Source organism: Streptomyces sp. NPDC001515, from assembly GCF_053597115.1.
This window is the reverse complement of sequence record NZ_JBSFHN010000010.1, coordinates 34,567-50,713: the sequence shown is the minus strand read 5'-3', so window position 1 is coordinate 50,713 and position 16,147 is coordinate 34,567. Positions and strand designations below refer to the sequence as shown.

General features: G+C 67.9%; 10 protein-coding genes and 3 pseudogenes. 6 read left to right on the top strand and 7 right to left on the bottom strand.

What is annotated here, in order from left to right; all coding sequences use genetic code 11:
- Nucleotides 1–46 precede the first annotated feature (46 nt).
- Nucleotides 47–1,153, top strand: coding sequence for a helix-turn-helix domain-containing protein (locus tag ACWCXC_RS13195; RefSeq protein WP_358308028.1), 1,107 nt, complete (start codon nt 47–49; stop codon nt 1,151–1,153).
- Complete coding sequence (locus tag ACWCXC_RS13190) at nt 1,150–1,755, top strand: hypothetical protein (RefSeq protein ID WP_358308031.1); 606 nt, start codon at nt 1,150–1,152, stop codon at nt 1,753–1,755. Before ACWCXC_RS13195 ends, ACWCXC_RS13190 begins: the two co-directional genes overlap by 4 nt.
- Before the next feature lie 61 nt (nt 1,756–1,816).
- On the opposite strand, the gene ACWCXC_RS13185 is transcribed toward ACWCXC_RS13190, so the two are convergent.
- From ACWCXC_RS13185 to ACWCXC_RS13170, 4 genes are read right to left on the bottom strand one after another with little or no spacing between them, the layout of a single operon-like run.
- Nucleotides 1,817–2,881 (bottom strand): Wadjet anti-phage system protein JetD domain-containing protein, encoded by a 1,065-nt coding sequence (locus tag ACWCXC_RS13185; RefSeq protein ID WP_450888676.1) that lies wholly within the window; start codon nt 2,879–2,881, stop codon nt 1,817–1,819.
- Entirely contained in the window at nt 2,878–7,335 is a 4,458-nt protein-coding gene (locus ACWCXC_RS13180) for a coiled-coil domain-containing protein (protein WP_381244509.1), read from the bottom strand. The genes ACWCXC_RS13185 and ACWCXC_RS13180 overlap by 4 nt, the downstream gene beginning before the upstream one ends.
- A 28-nt stretch (nt 7,336–7,363) precedes the next feature.
- Nucleotides 7,364–8,179 (bottom strand): hypothetical protein, encoded by an 816-nt coding sequence (locus ACWCXC_RS13175; RefSeq protein WP_285430709.1) that lies wholly within the window; start codon nt 8,177–8,179, stop codon nt 7,364–7,366.
- The gene (locus ACWCXC_RS13170) at nt 8,176–9,729 is read right to left on the bottom strand and encodes a hypothetical protein (protein ID WP_450888673.1); all 1,554 of its coding nucleotides are present in this window, start codon (nt 9,727–9,729) and stop codon (nt 8,176–8,178) included. The genes ACWCXC_RS13175 and ACWCXC_RS13170 overlap by 4 nt, the downstream gene beginning before the upstream one ends.
- Nucleotides 9,730–10,322: 593 nt before the next feature.
- On the opposite strand from ACWCXC_RS13170, the gene ACWCXC_RS13165 reads away from it, so the two are divergent.
- Nucleotides 10,323–11,219: a DUF5655 domain-containing protein gene (locus ACWCXC_RS13165; RefSeq protein WP_381244513.1), complete on the top strand. Its 897-nt coding sequence runs from the start codon at nt 10,323–10,325 to the stop codon at nt 11,217–11,219.
- Between the two features lie 178 nt (nt 11,220–11,397).
- Here ACWCXC_RS13165 and ACWCXC_RS13160 read toward each other — a convergent pair whose 3' ends face one another.
- The 3 genes and pseudogenes from ACWCXC_RS13160 to ACWCXC_RS13150 all read right to left on the bottom strand — a co-directional run.
- Nucleotides 11,398–12,762, bottom strand: coding sequence for a DUF317 domain-containing protein (locus ACWCXC_RS13160; protein WP_450888671.1), 1,365 nt, complete (start codon nt 12,760–12,762; stop codon nt 11,398–11,400).
- Nucleotides 12,763–12,827: 65 nt separating this feature from the next.
- The gene (locus ACWCXC_RS13155) at nt 12,828–13,943 is read right to left on the bottom strand and encodes a DnaB-like helicase N-terminal domain-containing protein (RefSeq protein ID WP_450888669.1); all 1,116 of its coding nucleotides are present in this window, start codon (nt 13,941–13,943) and stop codon (nt 12,828–12,830) included.
- Nucleotides 13,943–14,728, bottom strand: a pseudogene (locus tag ACWCXC_RS13150) (DNA cytosine methyltransferase); the annotation flags it as partial. The pseudogene ACWCXC_RS13150 and the gene ACWCXC_RS13155, both read right to left, overlap by 1 nt.
- Here ACWCXC_RS13150 and ACWCXC_RS13145 point away from each other — a divergent pair.
- The 3 genes and pseudogenes from ACWCXC_RS13145 to ACWCXC_RS13135 all read left to right on the top strand — a co-directional run.
- Nucleotides 14,634–15,092, top strand: a complete 459-nt coding sequence (locus ACWCXC_RS13145) for a DUF4839 domain-containing protein (RefSeq protein WP_450888667.1) — start codon at nt 14,634–14,636, stop codon at nt 15,090–15,092. The pseudogene ACWCXC_RS13150 and the gene ACWCXC_RS13145 overlap by 95 nt on opposite strands.
- Nucleotides 15,085–15,748, top strand: a pseudogene (locus ACWCXC_RS13140) (ABC transporter ATP-binding protein); the annotation flags it as partial. The gene ACWCXC_RS13145 and the pseudogene ACWCXC_RS13140, both read left to right, overlap by 8 nt.
- Nucleotides 15,729–16,051 (top strand): annotated as a pseudogene (locus ACWCXC_RS13135) ((2Fe-2S) ferredoxin domain-containing protein); the annotation flags it as partial. The pseudogenes ACWCXC_RS13140 and ACWCXC_RS13135, both read left to right, overlap by 20 nt.
- Nucleotides 16,052–16,147 lie beyond the last annotated feature (96 nt).

Below are 16,147 nucleotides of genomic sequence, written 5' to 3'. Positions count from 1 at the left end.
ACGCCGCGCCTTGTGAACTGCACAGACGGCGGACTACTGTCCACGGGTGTCCAGCATCTCCGATCGCGTGAGAAGCCTGATCGACCAGTCGGGCCTTAGCCTTCGCGACTTCGCCGACCAGGCCGACCTCGACGCCGAGCAACTCACCGAGTGCCTCAGCGGCACGAACCCCTTCTCATCCGTCGACCTCGCGGTCATTGCCGATGAATTCCACGTCTCGATGGACTGGCTGCTCACCGGGGTCGAGCAGCCACTGGCCGTAGCAGCGAGAACGACCACCGGAAAGGCAGCCGAAGCACTGGCAGTCGCCCGGGATTACGTTGCCCGGCGCGCCGACCTGGACAAGCTGGGCTATCCCCAGCCCTGGCGGCCCGTCTCCCCGACAGCGCGCTCCGGCAATGGCTACGCAGCTCAGGGAGAGGCGCTGGCGAGAGCAGCTCTGAAGGCGGTGCAGCGCCACGGACGGTCCGTACCCCAGGACAGCCTGCCAGAAATGATCGAGGCGGTCTTCGGTGCTGATGTGGCCGTCGAGTCGCTGGGCGACGGCTTTGACGGCCTCGCCGCGATGGGCCAGGGTGCCAAGCTCATCGTCCTGAGCACGACGTCAAACCCGGCGCGTCAGCGCTTCACCCTCGCCCACGAGCTCGGGCACCTCCTCGCCGACGACGACCAGGACGTCCACCTCGATCGCGACATTTTCGACCAGGCCCAGAAGAAGGATCCGAGCGAGCAGCGAGCCAACGCGTTTGCCTCCGTCTTCCTGCTGCCCGAGCAAAGCCTGCGCGATGCGGTCAGCGCAGCGAAGCTGACGCGGGAAACCTTTAGCGCGCTGTGCTGCGACTTCATGGTCAGCCCCGAGACCATGGCCTACAGACTGCTCAAATTGCGCGTGATCGACGCTGGCGCTTGCGACTACTACAAGCGCATGACCGTCCGCGAGGCCGCAGTCGTCGCCAGCCGCGCAGATGAACTCGACCGGCGAATCGCGACCTCAGAGAAGAAGAGGCTCCCTGGACTTCTGGCACGCGACACGCGCGCCGCCTATGAGGTCGGCAGGGCAACCCTGCGCCCGTACGCATCGCTGCTCGGCGTTGACGTCGACAAGCTCAGGGAGCAACTCGCGGCCGAACAGGACGACGGCGGTGCCGCATGAGCGACATTCTGTTCCCGGACAACACCGTCCTGTGCAACTTCGCCGTCATCGAGCGCCTCGACCTGCTTCGTGCGGTCTTGGACGGCCGCGGCAAGTGGACCGCGGCGGTGGCACGGGAGGCCCGCAAATCGGCCGAGAAGCTGCCTGCCCTTCACGAACTGAGGCAGCAAGGCTGGCTCGGCGAAGCCATCCGAGTAACCGCTTCGAACGACCGCGAGAGCGTCGGGCATCTCCGCACAGCCGTGTTCGGCGGCCAAGCCGACCGGAACCTTCAGCACCTCGGAGAGGCTGAGACTTGCCACATCATCCAGCACTGGCCCCAGTTCGCTGGCGCGTGGTGGATATCAGACGATAGGTCTGCCCTTGAGTATGCGATCAGGCAGGGCATCATGACGGCGGAGACGCTCGGCATCATGCAGCTGGCCGTGAAAGCGGGATTAGTCACGGCGGAGGACGGCTACGCCCTGATGCAGAAAATGCACCAGCTGGAACGCTATCCGCGGCTTCCTGGCTCTATTGCCGACCTCGCAGTCCTCCCATGGTCCCTTGTAGAGCTCCTGCCTGGACAGAGCGACGACGAAGCCACCGCACACGCCACGTAGCAACTCGTGACGTGGCGGTCATGCCGTCGGGCCTGAAGGCGCCCACGATCTCCCGACGAGCTCAAGGGCACCAGGTGGCGTCGCCGGACAACTGGTTACGGTTGGTGGCCTCCTGCGCAACACGTCGGCCTGACAGCAGGACCTCGTGGGTCCTCTGTCGCAGTTTGGGCGGCAGCCATGCCGTAAGCGTGTGAGCGCGCTCAGCGGAAACCATCTGACCCGGGGTGGAGGCGTGACTCAGGAGGAGGTCGTACAACGCGGAGGCGGGTTCGACTGGGGGCAGCCCGCACTGAGTGGCCGTTACTGAGGCGCGGGCGGGAATGGACAACCCCTCGGCGTCGAGGTCGCCGTAGTAGACGATCCGTTGGATTCCATGGATCTCTTTGACCGTTTCGACGGAGGCTTCGAAGGCTCTTCCGGAGCCGAAAGCCACGCCTCTGGTGCACCCGGGATTCGAGGTGAGCAGGTCTCGGAGTGTGGCGTAGGTGTCGCTGTTCTCGGCGACCAGGAGAGTGTCTCCGTCACCGAGCAATCGGTAGGCGAGGGGCGGTGGTTCGCGAAAGGTGCCGAGCTGTTCCAGGGTAAGGCGGCCGGGGGCGAACAGCGCACCGGAGAGGAGACCATCGAGACGCTTTTCGTCCCGGAAGATCTCGTAGGAGCGTTCGCGCAGGGGGATCGGTACGCGAACTTCGGGGCGATTGCTGGTGTCGCGGAACCATCGGTTGATGAGGGCCAGGTCCTCGTGATGGGCGGAGGTGAGGTATGCGGTGTGGGCCCAGTCGAGTTCTGGGCGGTAGGAGCGCCGTGTGCTGACAGCAGGAGGCTTGCGCGGGGTGACTGCGGGCAACCGGATCTGTTCGGGCAGGGCGGGACGGCCTGCGTCCCATTTGTGTCTCTGGCCGTGGGGGAGTCGCAGGGTGCCGGCGTCGGAGAGTTCTTCGAGCAGGGTGGCCAGTGCGGTGCGGGAGTCCTCACCGCGGGCGGTGCCGGGTAGGGCCGCGGTGAAGGCTTCCATCACGGTGGCGCGCGGCACGGTGGCCCTCTCGGCGCGAGCGTGCAGTGCGGCACTGAGGCGGACGGCGCCTGGTGAGAGGCGAGGAAGCTGCTCGGGGGTGGGCGCGGTCATCGGTTCGTATCCCCCTTGGTGTACAGGCGTGCGGAGCTGAGGTAGCCGTTCGCTTCGGGCTCGTGGGTTTCCGGGGCGGTCCGAGGCGTGGGGATGAGGGCGTTGCGGACGTGGTCGTCGAGGCGGATGCGGGAGAGGCCGGTGCGGGCTTCGGCGTCGTTGCGCAGCTGGATGGTGGCGGGGAATCGGGCTGTTACGGCTTCGTCGCTCAGGCCGGTGGTGTAGATGAGCTGGATGCCGAGGGCTGCCGCCATCTGCGTCTGGATGTCGACGAGGTAGGGGGCATTGGCGCGGCCGATGGGGTTGTCGAGGAGGAGCAGTCCGCCGTGGCGGGTGCGGCTGCGGGGGCCGGGGGAGGTGCGCAATGCGGCGAGAGCGCAGTAGAGCAGGATGGCGCCGGTCAGTTCCTGGCCACCGGAGAAGATCTTGCCCATCTTTTCGACTGGCACGCGTTCGATCCGTTGGGTGGCGTTGGGTTTCATGACCTCGGCGGTGAAGCGGGGAACGGCTGCGTGCAGGCAGCGCATGACCACCTCGGTGCCTTTGAGTTTGCGGGTGCGCGGGTTGGCGGCGAGGTTGTCGATGGTTTCGCGCATGTGGGCGGTGAGCACGGAGGGCTCGGGCTTCCTGTAGCGGATGGTGAGGAAGCGCTGCCCTGCCCAGGGCGTGGGACCGTCGGGGAAGAGGGAGAACCGGCTTGCCTGGTCCACTTGTTGGAGAAGTTCGGTGACGAAGCCGCTCAGCTGAGACACGAGGGCCTCACGCGCCTTGCTCATGCCTTCGAGCTGGGTCGTCAGGGCTGCGGCAGCGCGGTGCAACGCCGTAGTCCACTCTCGGGCGGCGGCGGGGATATGGCGCCGGTCAAGAGCCGAGATCTGGTTACGCAAGGGGATGTCGAGTTGCTCGAAGCGGACGTCGCCGGCCTGGTCCTTGAGCAAGGACACGCTGTCTTCGACGCGGCGCTCGGTGCTGGTGAGCGTGCGCCGGGCGTCTTCGTATCGGGCTGTGGCTTGCCGTACGGCGGGTTCGGCCCCATCAGCGGTGCCTTCGTAGGGGTCCGCCACGGGGTGAATGCCGAGCTGCTCGATCGTGGCATCCAAGCGGGCCAGGACACGACCGAAGGCGTCGAGTTCGCGAGTGTGCTGGCTCTGCTGCCTACGGGCCGCGTTGTACTCCTCACCGGCACCGCGTTCGGCCTGCTGCGCCTCCGCGTGGGCGTGCTCGGCACGCGCGGTGAGGTCGTAAGCCTCTTCGAGGGAGTGTGGGGTCCACTGCGCGACGTCTTGAGTGCTGATGGCTTGTGCCTCGGAGGCGAGCGTGTGGTGTCGTTCCTTGAGACGGCTCGCCTTGTCCCGAAGGCGCCGTAACTGGTCGTGGAGATCGTCGATCTGTTGGCCCAGATCGCGCTGTACGGCGTCGCGCTGGACGTCATCCGCCGCGGCGGGAGAACGGCTGTACTCCAGGGCGAAGGGCTTGACCCGGTCAGGGACCTGCGCCCACTCGTCCTGGCAGGCGCGCAAGGCATCTTCTGCTTCCTTGGCCCGCTGACGCTGGTCCTCTCCGATGTCTACACTCCGCAGGTCCTCGAGTGCCTGCTCATAGCGGTGCTGGAGGACGGTGAGCGCTTCGCCGGGCGCTCCCTTGGAGTACTGAGCCTGCTCGGCCTCGGGCGTAGCGGTGACCTTCTTCCGCGCCTGGGCATGGCTCTGGGCCTGCTGGACGGCGGCTTCCACCGCCTGGGTCATGCGTGCGATGTTGCCGTGTGCCGTCTCCTCCTTCTCGCCCAGCTCTTCGAGTTCGCGCTGACGCTGCTGAGCTGATTCCTCGAGCGCGGTGATCCGGTCGCGTGCCTGGCTGGCTTTCGCCTCGGCTTCTGCGAGGCGACGCATCGCGTGCGCGGCCTCGGTGGCCTCGCGGTGAGCCGTCTCTTGTTGTGCGTAGACCTCCTCGGCAGCGGTGACGGCGTCGTCATTCCGTTCGGCACTGGCGCGCGCTACCTCAAGGCTGGCCTGGGATGCCTGCGCTGCTGTCCGGAGCTCCTGGAGCTGTTCGAGCCGTGCCCCTACGCTTACGGAGCCGATCTCGTCCAGCCAGTACGTGATCTTGTTGCCCAGGTCGCGGGTGACGCTGATCCGTTCCTCGAGCTCACCCAGTGCCTGCGCGGAGGCTGCCAGGCGTGCCTCGACCTCGGCTCGTTCGAGTGTCGCGGCCTGTTCGTCATGCAGGGCCGGGGTCGGCTCGGGCACCATCCGGCCGCTCGTGTCGGGCACCGGCGTCAACATCCGCTCCCCGGTTCCTACCGCGACGGCCGCCGTGGGCAGGGGACGGGTGCGCTCCAGATGACGCTGCGCCTGATCCAGCGCTGCAGGGCCGCCGCCTACGATGATGCCGCCGACCAGGTCCGGGTGGTCGTTGATGAGGCGCTGGTGATCGTCCGCCGGGACGTTGTCGCGCAGCCACTGCCAGCCGGAGACGGCGTCGATACCCTGGGCGCAGAGGTCGGCACACAGGGAGCGGACCTCCTTGGTGGCGGGCAGGAGGCCGTCGCTGGTATCCAGGGCAACGAGGAGTTCTTCATCTGCGCTGTGCTGGAGCTGTGTTTGCCTGAGCGCACCGTCCAGAGCGGTGATCTTCCGGCCGATCAAGTTGTGCAGGGCAGCGTAGTGGTCGGCGAGCCAGGTCAGGGCATCGCTGTCCTGCAGGTCTTCGAGGCCGAGTTCAAGCAGTTCCGCAGTCACGGGGTGGCGGCGCACGGAGTCGGCGCGGACGCGGACCCGGTCGGTCTCCGCTTCGGCCGCTTCTGCTGCGCGGCGGTCTTCGAGAGCCCGTTCCTGCAGCGCCGGCAGTTGCTGATATGCCTGCGTCCGGCGGCTGCGGGCCTCATCCTGTGCCTTCTTGGCCTCTACACAGAGCTGACCGTGGTGATCAGCTTCGTCGCCCATCCGGGAGGCGGCGTCGGCAGCACTTTCGCCGGGCTGTACCTGTCCCTCTTCCCGTGCGGTGTGCAGCTGCTCTTCGAAGTCCTGCACTTGACGGCGCAACTGGCGCTGCTCTCCCTCAGCCGTACCGGCATCCCTATGGAGCGAGTTGCTTCGCTCGCGCCACTGCTGGATCTTGCTGCGAGACTGGGAGATCTCCTTCTCCAGATTGCCGGCCTCGGCGCGTGCCTGCGTTTCCGCCGCCGCGTAGCCCGCCCGCAGCGCTGCCGCGGCGGTATCACACACCTGCACATAGGGGGCGGCGGTTTCCTCGGCCTCGGAGAGGGACCGCTGCATGCGGCCGTGGCGCTCCTGGGCAGCCGCGTGACGCACAGCGACCGGGACACTGCGCCAGCCAGCAAGGTGGTCTTCCAACCGTTGCGTCGTCGCGGCGACTCGCTTCTGTTCCTCGACTGATTCGCCCAGCTCGATACCGCAGGTAGCCCAACGCACATGCGCCACACGTGCAATGGCGACGTCCAGTTCCTGCTTGGCCGCTTCATGTGCCCGGTATGCGGTATTGACCGTGCCTGTGGTGGCCTGTGCCGCGGCGGCGAGGATCTGATGCCGACGCATCAGCCCTGCGGCCAGGGCGGTGAGGTCGCCCTTGGCCTGGCCAGCCTCGCGCTGCTGGTCGGTGTGCTCCTGGTGCCGCTCGGCCACCCGGGCGCAGATCTCCTCCATGGCCAGCGCGAACTCTCGCTCCTTGACCAGTTTCTCCCGCTGGTCGTGGGCGCCGGCGTACGTCTCGAAGGCACTACCGAGGCTGGCGTACTTGTCGTCGTCGTTGGCCTTCTCCAGAAGCCACTGGACGAACGCTCCCGCACTTGAAGTCGTGAACGCCTCGGCTGCCCCGCTCTCGGTGGCGTTCATCTTGCGCTGGACATCGAAGAGGCCAGGTTCAAGACCCAGACCGGCCTGGTGTTTCTCCCACTTCTCCTGCCCGTCCACGATCTGCAGTTCCAACGCCTCCACCATGGCCTGCAGTTCGCACAGCTCGGTGTAGTAGCGGTCGAACGGCAACCAGTGACCGTCGCGGTGGAAAGGTAGATCGTCCGCGGATAAGGCGGCACCCGGGTGGAAGCTGTAGAAGCGGCGCCTGAGCTTGCCATCGCCCTCGGGCGCGAGGATCTGTGCGGTGACCAAGAGCCTGCCAGTTCGGGCATCAGCCCACTCCAGGACGATGTGGGAGGGCTGAGCCGGAGAAACGACGAAGCTCCGCAGCTCCTCAGGGTCATGGTGACGCAACGGGATCGTGGTGCACGTGATGCCGGTCAGCAGCACACCCTTGCCGCCGCCGTTCTGAAGCATGACCAGACTGGCCGGCGAGGGCCGCTGCGTGACGTGTCCGGGCGTCGGCATCAGGGATGCTGTCTCAACCAGGGGGCCCACGCCAGAGAAGTCCAGGTTCACGTCTTCGTAGCGGGCATCGCGCGGCCCGAAGTTGCGCAGCAGGATGCGGTTCAACTCGTACATGGAGAGGGGTCCTTACATCGCGATGGCGTCAGGTGGCTGGGGCGGAGTCCGGGAGCATGCCGTGGTCCATAGCGTCGGGCTGCTTCGGATCCTTGGATGGGAGCGGCGCATCGTGCTGCGGCAAGGCCGCCACGCCTAGGGCGGCCAGCTCCTGGAGCATCTCCCGGGCTGCCTGGTCACGGATGTGCAGCCTGTACAGGACGTTGGTGGCGTACGTGCCGCCCTCTTCCTCACTGGTCGCGCGGACGAACCCGCGCTGCTCGAGATGGTTGAACGCCTTCTTCACCAGCGCGTAAGTCGCCGACCGCGGAGTCCTGTCCTTGTCCGTACGACCGGTGGGGTTGCGACGCAGGTAGGCCCGCCACAATCCCTCCAGCCCGGGGCTGCCGGCCGGCGGGTCGGTGTCCACGTCGGCGGCTGCAGCGCGGCGCTCAAGGACGGTCGCATAGGCCCTAACGTCTCCGTCGACCTTCTGTACCGAGACCCGGCCGACGTGCTCGTCGTCGTCCAAGTTCTCCGGACGAGGGAAGGCCCGCGATGCGATGGCCAGGTGGGCGAGCAGGTACAGCGGCCGGTTCTCCGCATTCGGTACGAGGTCGGTGACCGAGACGGCAAAGTCCGTCTCGTTCGTGGTCGCCAGGACCAGCCCCGCCTGCGGGTGTACCTCCTGAACCGTGAGGTCGAAGCCCTGCGCGACCTTCCGTACCAGCTGTGCGAATTCCGGTTCCGTATCGAACCGCCGCACGAGGCGGGCGTAGTCTCCAGAGCGCCCTGGGGACTTGCCGCGTGTCATAGCCAGAGCCACCATCCGGGCGGCTGCGGCAACATCGTCGTACTGCGTCATGCACTCGGCTCCAGATCGTCGCTCGTGGTGAGGGGTGCAAACTCTGACGAATGGGGCGGTTGTATGTCCGGGGTCGCATCAACGTTGTCGGAGACCGGTTCACCCGTGGCCGGCAACAACAGGAAGTCGCTGCCACCGAAAACCGTGTCGTCCAACTCAGTCCCGTCATCCACGACAACGACCGCTTCCTCACCGCGCGCCAGCTCGGCGACCGGAACATGCCGAAACCGATGCGCGGTCTCCATAGCCAGCAGATGGTCAGTGTCGTCACCAGGCCCTCTGCCCTCGCCCCACTGGCGGGCGCGCTCGAGCAACCGAGACAGTCGCACGCCCTCCCCGGGGACAGCTGAAAGCAGCCTGTCCACCCATGCATGCTGCGCGTCGTCGAACTTCGGTGGATCGAACGTGTCTTCGCAGTCCTCCGGTGCGCCCACCGCCACCAGCTCAACCTCGGCCTGTTCCGGCATCCGTGTGAGGGCCTCGAAGTAGTCCGGCAGGTACATCACTCGCGGACGTACCGGACCCAGCACCCCGCGTACGAACGCCTCCAGGGGCCGCTCGCTGTCGTCGATACTCAGCTCAAGCGCCGGCTCCAGGAGCTGGCTGCGCAGATGCACCCGTGCATGGATCACGGGAGGTACGAAGATCTGCCGGTCCTGCTGGCGCCGGAACTCCGGAACCACCCTGAGCAGCATGTCGATGAGCATCAAGTGCCGCTGCAGGCAGTCCTCGATCAGCGCATCCAGTGCCTCCAGCCGCTGCCGCTTGTCTTCCTCCTCCGTAACCGCGAGCAGTTGCGCCACCTGCGCCTTCAGCTGAGTCTCCGCCTGAGACCTCTCCTCAACGTGCTCCTGCGCCTCCTTCAGCGGGCCCTCAAGATCCGCCTCCCAGTCGATGGCCCGTACGTTGCGTTTCATCTCCTCCATGCGGTCGAGTAGCTCCTTCGCGTACCGGATGCTCTGCACGTGGGCAGTGCGGGCGGCCTGCCACGCCTCACCGATCCGCGCGCGCTTGAGCAGCGCGGCCAGCTTGGCCTCCGCCGCGATCTGCTCGGACGCGATGTCCACATCGACCGCATGGACGAGCACCGTGATGGCCGCATCAGTAACTGTCAGCGCAGCCTGCCCGGCTTCGTCCGGCACGTCTTTGAGGATCTGAAACGGAAACTCCCTGACGACGAAGCCGTCGCTTGTCACGCTGCCAATCTCGTGCCGAAAGCACCGGTCGTGTCTCTCGGTGTTGATCATCCGCTCCACCAGCCAGCGCGCGACCTCCCGATACTCGGTACCCGCCCGTCCGGGAACCTGGAGCGCCGCAGACTCAGCCACGTGTTCTACGACGGCCTCCTGCCGAACTGCCGTCCGCGCCCCTATCCGCAGCGTCACGAAGTCGATGGCCGCCAAAGCGAGTTCGGCCAGCCGGTACCCCTCCCAGCCCCGCTCCCGCTTCGCCGAACTCTCGTCAAGCGCCAATAGTGGCCGAACCACGGCCAGCGCCCTCATCCGCGACGTGATGCTCTCGTACGCCGCCGATGACTCGCCAAAGAACACAGAGAGCCCCCCAACATCATCCGCTCGACCGGCAATTCACGCTAGGACACGGCACTGACAATGCTTCGAGGTCGAACGCGCAAGCGATTATTTTCGGCTACCCTGCCACTAGCTGCAGGCGCGGGAAATCTACGTCGAACTTCCATTCTGTAATGCTGCCGCTTGTTGCCGTCGCTGGTTTGAACGAGTCATTCGCCATTGGTTCGATGTCTGCGGCGTGTTGAATGGAATATTCGACTCAAGGAGGGCAGTCAGGCGGCGAGGGGGGAAAGGATTTCTCGGTAATGGTTTGCTGCGGAGCGGGTGCAGTAGTCACTCGGTGGAGCTACTTGAGACAGGGCAGGCGCTTAGAAGGCACGTGCTCTATCCGCTGAACTACGGGGGCTGACCTGCGTAAACGCAGCTTCCGGGAGCTGTCCCCCAGGTCGCGGGGGACACATGGGGGAATCGCGGATTCCCGGTGACCGGGGGGCGCGAGCTCCCTGGTCGAGCAGTACGTAGGGTCTCACACTATCTTCACGCCCCCGAAGGCTCTCGCGGAAACAATCCCGCACCCCGTCGGCGTTGGTGATCACCGAGCCGAGGAGGGGAAGGTGTCGGGCCTGAAGCTGTTCCGCACGGACACGACGAACAGCGGCATGACGGAGGTCATGCCGCGTCTTGCTGAGATCGAGGCCGATGTGCAGGCTCTCGTCGAGGCGCACATGGAGACGCTGCTGGGCGTCCGGTTCCTGGCGAGCGAGTACAGCACGGGGCCCGCCCACGGGGGCCGGATCGACTCGCTCGGGCTGGACGAGAACGGATCGCCGGTCATCATCGAGTACAAGCGCGGCACGGACGCCGGCGTCATCAACCAGGGCCTGTTCTACCTGGCCTGGCTGATGGACCACCGGGCGGAGTTCGAGCACCTGGTCCGCGACCGGCTCGGGGTGACGGCCGCGTCCCAGGTCCTGTGGAGCGGACCACGCCTGATCTGCATCGCCGGCGACTTCACCCGCTACGACGTGCATGCCGTGCGCGAGCACCGGAGGTCGATCGACCTGGTTCGCTACCGACTCTTCGGCAGGGACCTGCTCGGGCTTGAGGCCGTGGCCTCCGTGAGCGGCGGCGTGCAGGTGGCCCGCCGGGCACGGCGCCAGGCGGTTGCCCAGTCGGCGGCTGATGTCCAGGGCGCGGCGATGCGCGAGTTGGCGGGTGCGGTCGACGAGGTCCTGCTTGGGCTCGGGGATGGTGTGAACCGGGTGGAGCGCAAGACCTACCGGGCGTATCAGCGGCTGCGCAACTTTGCCTGCCTGTGCCCGCCGCAGCGAAGCAAGCTGCTGGTCTATCTGAAGGTCGATCCGAAGAACGTCGATCTTGTTCCGGGCTTCACTCGGGACGTGTCCGGTCTCGGTCACCACGGCACGGGTGATCTGGAGGTCCAGCTCCGTACGCTGAGGGACGTGGAGCGGGCGCAGGACTTGTTCCGGGCGAGCTACGCGGCGGCGTGATCGCCCGGCGCTCCCGGCCTCGTGACGGGCTGCGCTACGTGTTGTGTCTGCGGTCGTGGGAGGAGCCTCTCGACGTGCGGGCAGGGCGTGGCGGTGGAATATCTATGGTGCGCGGGATCGCCGGTTTGGCCAACCGGCGATCCCGCGCTCGGTTGCCCCGCTCGTGCGGGGCCGATGATCAGCGTGAACGGCTGGCGGGTCGGCCGGCCGTGACCGCCGGAGCCGCCGGTGCACTGGCTGCGAGGCGGGTCCTGTGCTCGCGGCCCGGCTGGGGCTGACGCGTGCCGGTCTCGTGGGCGAGAGATTCGGAGAGGTCGGCCAGTAGCGAACTCGGGGTGTGCGGGGACGCGGTGATGGCCCACGTGGGCCGGTCCGGGTCGGGGCCGGCCCAGATGGTCCAGGTGGCTGGGTTCTGGGGGGCCTGCGCGGTCAGTGGGTCAAACCGGACGCCTGCCTGCCCGTCGGGGGACGTCCACCGGATCCCGTGCCCTGTCAGGGTGTGCTTCCACCCGGCCTCAGTGAGCGGCTGCGTGGCTGTGGTGACCGTCCTCTCGCCCACTGGGACGCCGATGACCGTGTCCCAGCCGTCGCCGTCGGCGAGGTGGTTCAGTAGATTCTGCAGTACTGGGGCGGGGGTGGCGCTGGTCGCGGTGAGGTGCCACATGCGGTCGGAGACAGGCGTTTCGTAGGCGGCTACGATCCAGGCGGTCTCGCGGGCCTGGGTTTCGTGGACGCGTTCGATGCGCAGGGTCTGCGATTCGTGGATGGCGTGGGTCGTTTCATCGGACCAGGTGCGCCACTTTTCGAACTCGCCGTGCGTGTCGAGGAAGGTGCCGAGGAGCGCGTCGTGGTCACCGGCATCGGCCAGGTAGATGGGGACCGCCTCCGGCTCCGGGCGGGACGGTTCGAGCTTGGCTGTGGTGACGTCGAAGACGGAACGCGCTGCGGTGGCGGCGCGTTCGGCGTCGGTCAGGGGCGCTGGGCCGGGGCGCATTTCGGCCGCGTGGGCGTTCTCGAAGGCCACCAGTGCTTCCGCGGGTGAGTCGAAGGTGTCGGCGATCTGACGCAGATGGTCCTCGCCGTGGAGGTAGACGGACTTGCCGCCCTGGTGGAGGTATGTGCCGACCGCGACGGTGGTGTGGCCGTCGTGGGCGTGGGCGTGGATCAGGAGGTGGCCGTTGCGGATGTCGTCGTGGATCTTCTGCGCCTGGTCGGAGACCTCGCGGATCTCGTTGCGGGTGCACCAGGGCATTGGGTAGTTCGGCCAGGTCCATTCCTCGTCGATGGCCTCCTGGAGGCGCGGGGTGATCTCGACGGTGATGCCTTCGGCGGTCAGGTGCTGGGCGGCGTCGGCGGCCCAGTAGGGCTCCTCGTGATCGATGCGGGCCAGGACCAGGACGCCTGTGGCGGCGGCACTCCAGCCGGCAGCCTCCAGAGCCGTGGAGGCGGCGTGGGCCTGGGTGCCGGTCAGGTGGGCTTGCACGGCGCTCGGGTGAGCGGGGTGGGTGTCGAGGCGGACATGGGCGTCGATGGAGGCAGTCACGTGGGGGTCTCATCCGTTCTGCCGGTGGCCGGACCCGCGGGCCCGGCCACCGGCGTAATCGGGAGTTATCGGGTTGCTCGTGTGGGCCGGGCGGCGTGTGCGGCCGTGGTGGTCGGCGGGCCGGCGCGGGTGGCAGGCGCCGCTCGCCGCTGCTGCGGCGGAGTGGCTCCGGCGGCGTGCTGCCAGCGGGTGCGGACGGCGGCGATGTCAGCGAGAGCGCGGCGGGCCCCGGCGACGAGCTGGAAGGGGGTGTTCGCCGAGTCGCCGGCGTACGCCTCGACGCGCCGTCCGGTGTGTTCGGCCGTTGCCAGCAGGGAGCGCCGCAGGGCGCGTTCGGCCCAGTGCTCGACGGATCCGGCGGGTTCGGCCAGCATGCGCAGGACCTCGCCTGGTTCACGGCCGTAGTCGAGCAGGCCGCGCTGCTGGGCTTCCCACAGGACGGTGACGGGGTCGATGGGCTCGTCGCGGCTGGCGAGGGTGGTCAGGCACTGCCACAGGCCGGCGTGCAGGGGCAGGGTGAGGTCGTCGGGGAGCAGCCACCGGACGGCGTCGATGTCGTCCGGGCGGGCGGTAGCGGTCGCGAGCAGGAGCTGCTCCTCCTCGACCGCCTCGGTGTCGTCGGCGGCGGTGGGAGGAGGTGCCGGGGTGCGGGGAAGGACACCGGAGCGCGGGGGGAAGCGGTTCGCGATGTCGTCCACGACCGCGGCAAGTGCATCCGCCTCGGCGAGCGTTGTCTGGACGGGGTGCGGGAGGGAGGCGTCGTGGACGGTGTGGACGAGGCGTTCGGCGGCCGTCAGCAGGCGACGGCGGGCGTGCTCGGCCGCGACCATCCGGGCGTACGCGGGGGCGTGGCGGGGCCAGGGGCAGACCTGAACGAGGGCGTGCAGGTAGGAGGCGGTCAGTCCGCGCGCCTCCTCCGTGGCGGTGGCGAGTACGCGGTCGAGCCACGTGGTGTTCTTCGCGTGCTCGGCGGGGTCGGGCCGCGGCAGGGTACTGATCGCGGCATACAGGGCGGCGTGCGCGGCGGTGGAGAACGAGTCGGCGGCGATGCCGTTCACGTCGTCCAGGCGGTGCGGGTCGAGGAGGAGAGCCCCCAGGAGGGCCTGCTCGACGTGGAATACCGGCTGGGGCGGTGTGATGGTGTCGAGGTTGTCTTCGTCGGGTTCGGGGGTGTGGGGCATCAGGCGGCGAGGGTGAAGTCGTCGGGGTCGAGGGTGACGCCGAGGTGCGGGGCGAGGAGGTGGCCGGCGAGCAGCGGGGGAACGGCGTTGCCGATCTGGGAGAACTGCTGGCCCTTGTTGCCGGCCCAGGGGTAGTCGGCGGGAAAGGTCTGCAGGAGGCCCGCCTCGCGGGCGGTGATCCGGATCGGCTCGGGAACGGCCGGCGCATCGGTGTCCGTGGCCGAGGGTGTGGCGGGTTCGGCGACCCAGGTGCACTCGTTGGCGCGGTGCCCGAAGAACAGCGTGCCAGCCGGCTCCTGGATGGACCGGACGGTGGCGTTGGCCTGGTTGTTGCTGCGCAGGGACCAGGACCAGCGGTGCGCCTCGGCGGTGAACGTGGGCGCCGGAGCGTCGGCCGCACGATTCTCGCGCGTGCCGTGCCGGGCCGCCCACCCCGCGCCTTCCCGGCGGGACTGCAGAACCACCCCGTCCGGCCGCGGCATCCAGGTGCCGCGCTCCCGCGCGTCGGACAGCGTCTTGCGAGAGCCCGACGGGAACGGCTCGGGGCCGCCGCCGGGCCCACCTCCTGCACAGACGGTGGGGACGGGCCGGTCGGTCGCGCCCCATCCCAGGGCTTCGGCCATGCTGACCCAGCGGGCACGGCCCGGACCGAACAGCGATTCCGGCTCGGCGAGCTGGGCGTGCGTAGGCGTGGGCGGCTGCGCCGTGCGGACGCGGGAGGCCAGGAGGATTGCCCGCTTCCTGGTCTGCGGGACGCCGAAGTCGGCGGCGTTGAGGATCCCGTACAGCCCCGAGTTCGCGACGTTGTTGAAGGCGGATCCGTGTGGCGGAGCGAACGTGAACTTCGCCACCAAGCACGCGGGGCAAACGGTCGCCTTCGACGGGTCAATCAGGCACATGGCGGCCCACGCGGATGACCGGACCCGCTACGACTTCCTTCTCGGCCCGGGCGACAAGGGGCCGCAGACGACGGACGGCCCGAACTTCAAGTATGAGGACGTCAACACCGGCAATCTGCACCTGACCGGCAAGCAGGTCCCTGCCACTGTTGCCGTTGGCGACAAGTTCCGCTTCGTCGCCGAGGTGATCGAGTTCAACACGGTCCAGTGTGTCTTCCGCCTCGCCCCGGTCTCGACGGAGACCCGGTAGCCTCGCTCCCACCGCCGGAGTCGTGACCCTGGACAGACGTCCGCTCGCCGAGGTCGGACGCCGGGCCACCGCCCGCCGCATCGGACCGTCGAACAACACGCCGACACCCAGATCGAACTGACCGTCCGGGATGTCGTCGCCCTCGGACGCATTCCGCACCGGTGCACCTGAACGCCCGCTACGGCTGGCGACGCGGAAGCCGTCACTGAGGCCCTCGCGCGCACCGACCGGGTCGACCAGTTATGGCACACCCTGTCCGGTGGCGAACGCCAGTGCACCCAGATAGCCGGCGCCCTCGCCCAGCAACCCCGAGAGCTCCTCCTGGACGAACCCACCAACCACTTCGACATTCAGCACCAGCTTGACCTGCTGGACCTCGTTGCGAGCCTGTCGGCCACCAACGTGATCGCCCTGCACGACCTCAACCTCGCCGTGACGTACTGCGACCACCTGCTGGTCCTGCGCGACGGCCAGGCTGTTGCGAAAGGTACCCGACCGAGGTCCTAACGCCCGCCCTCATCGAGCAGGTCTACCGGGTTCGTGCTGAGGTCACCCACGACCCCGGCCACCGCGCGATCCGCTTCCTGCGTCCCGCAGCCCGCGAGGGATCACTCCGCAAGAGGAACACGACGAGCGATGCCCCGACGGCAACCTGAAGAACGACGTTCCGCGCACGCCCCGGCGGCACCGGCACCCTTCCGCATCGTTGTCTGCCGGGACTGCTGCTGGGGAACCTCCAGCGTGCCCGAAGCCGATCACGACTGGCAGATCGCGTGCCTGGCCAACGCCCCCGTTCGCGTCTCGGACTGCCTCGACATGTGCGAATAAGCCAACGTGATCGTCGTCCAGCCTCCGCCGCCGCACACGCCGCTGGCGCCCGCCCTGTTTGGCTCGGCCTCGGCAACGACCTCGACGCCACCGAGGACATCGCTGCCTGGGTCCAGGATGTCGGCCCCGGGTAGCGCCCCTGCCCCGACATCCTCGACCTATACGTCTTTACGCCGCCCCGGAGGGCGCGTTGAGCGTGGAAGCCGGACCGGTACCGACCTACAGAA

What these genes read in the sequence shown, in the direction of transcription:
- ACWCXC_RS13180 (WP_381244509.1), bottom strand. Translation starts at nt 7,335, where the DNA reads ATGTACGAGTTGAACCGCATCCTGCTGCGCAACTTCGGGCCGCGCGAT.
- ACWCXC_RS13175 (WP_285430709.1), bottom strand. Translation starts at nt 8,179, where the DNA reads ATGACGCAGTACGACGATGTTGCCGCAGCCGCCCGGATGGTGGCTCTG.
- ACWCXC_RS13190 (WP_358308031.1), top strand. Translation starts at nt 1,150, where the DNA reads ATGAGCGACATTCTGTTCCCGGACAACACCGTCCTGTGCAACTTCGCC.
- ACWCXC_RS13155 (WP_450888669.1), bottom strand. Translation starts at nt 13,943, where the DNA reads ATGCCCCACACCCCCGAACCCGACGAAGACAACCTCGACACCATCACA.
- ACWCXC_RS13185 (WP_450888676.1), bottom strand. Translation starts at nt 2,881, where the DNA reads ATGACCGCGCCCACCCCCGAGCAGCTTCCTCGCCTCTCACCAGGCGCC.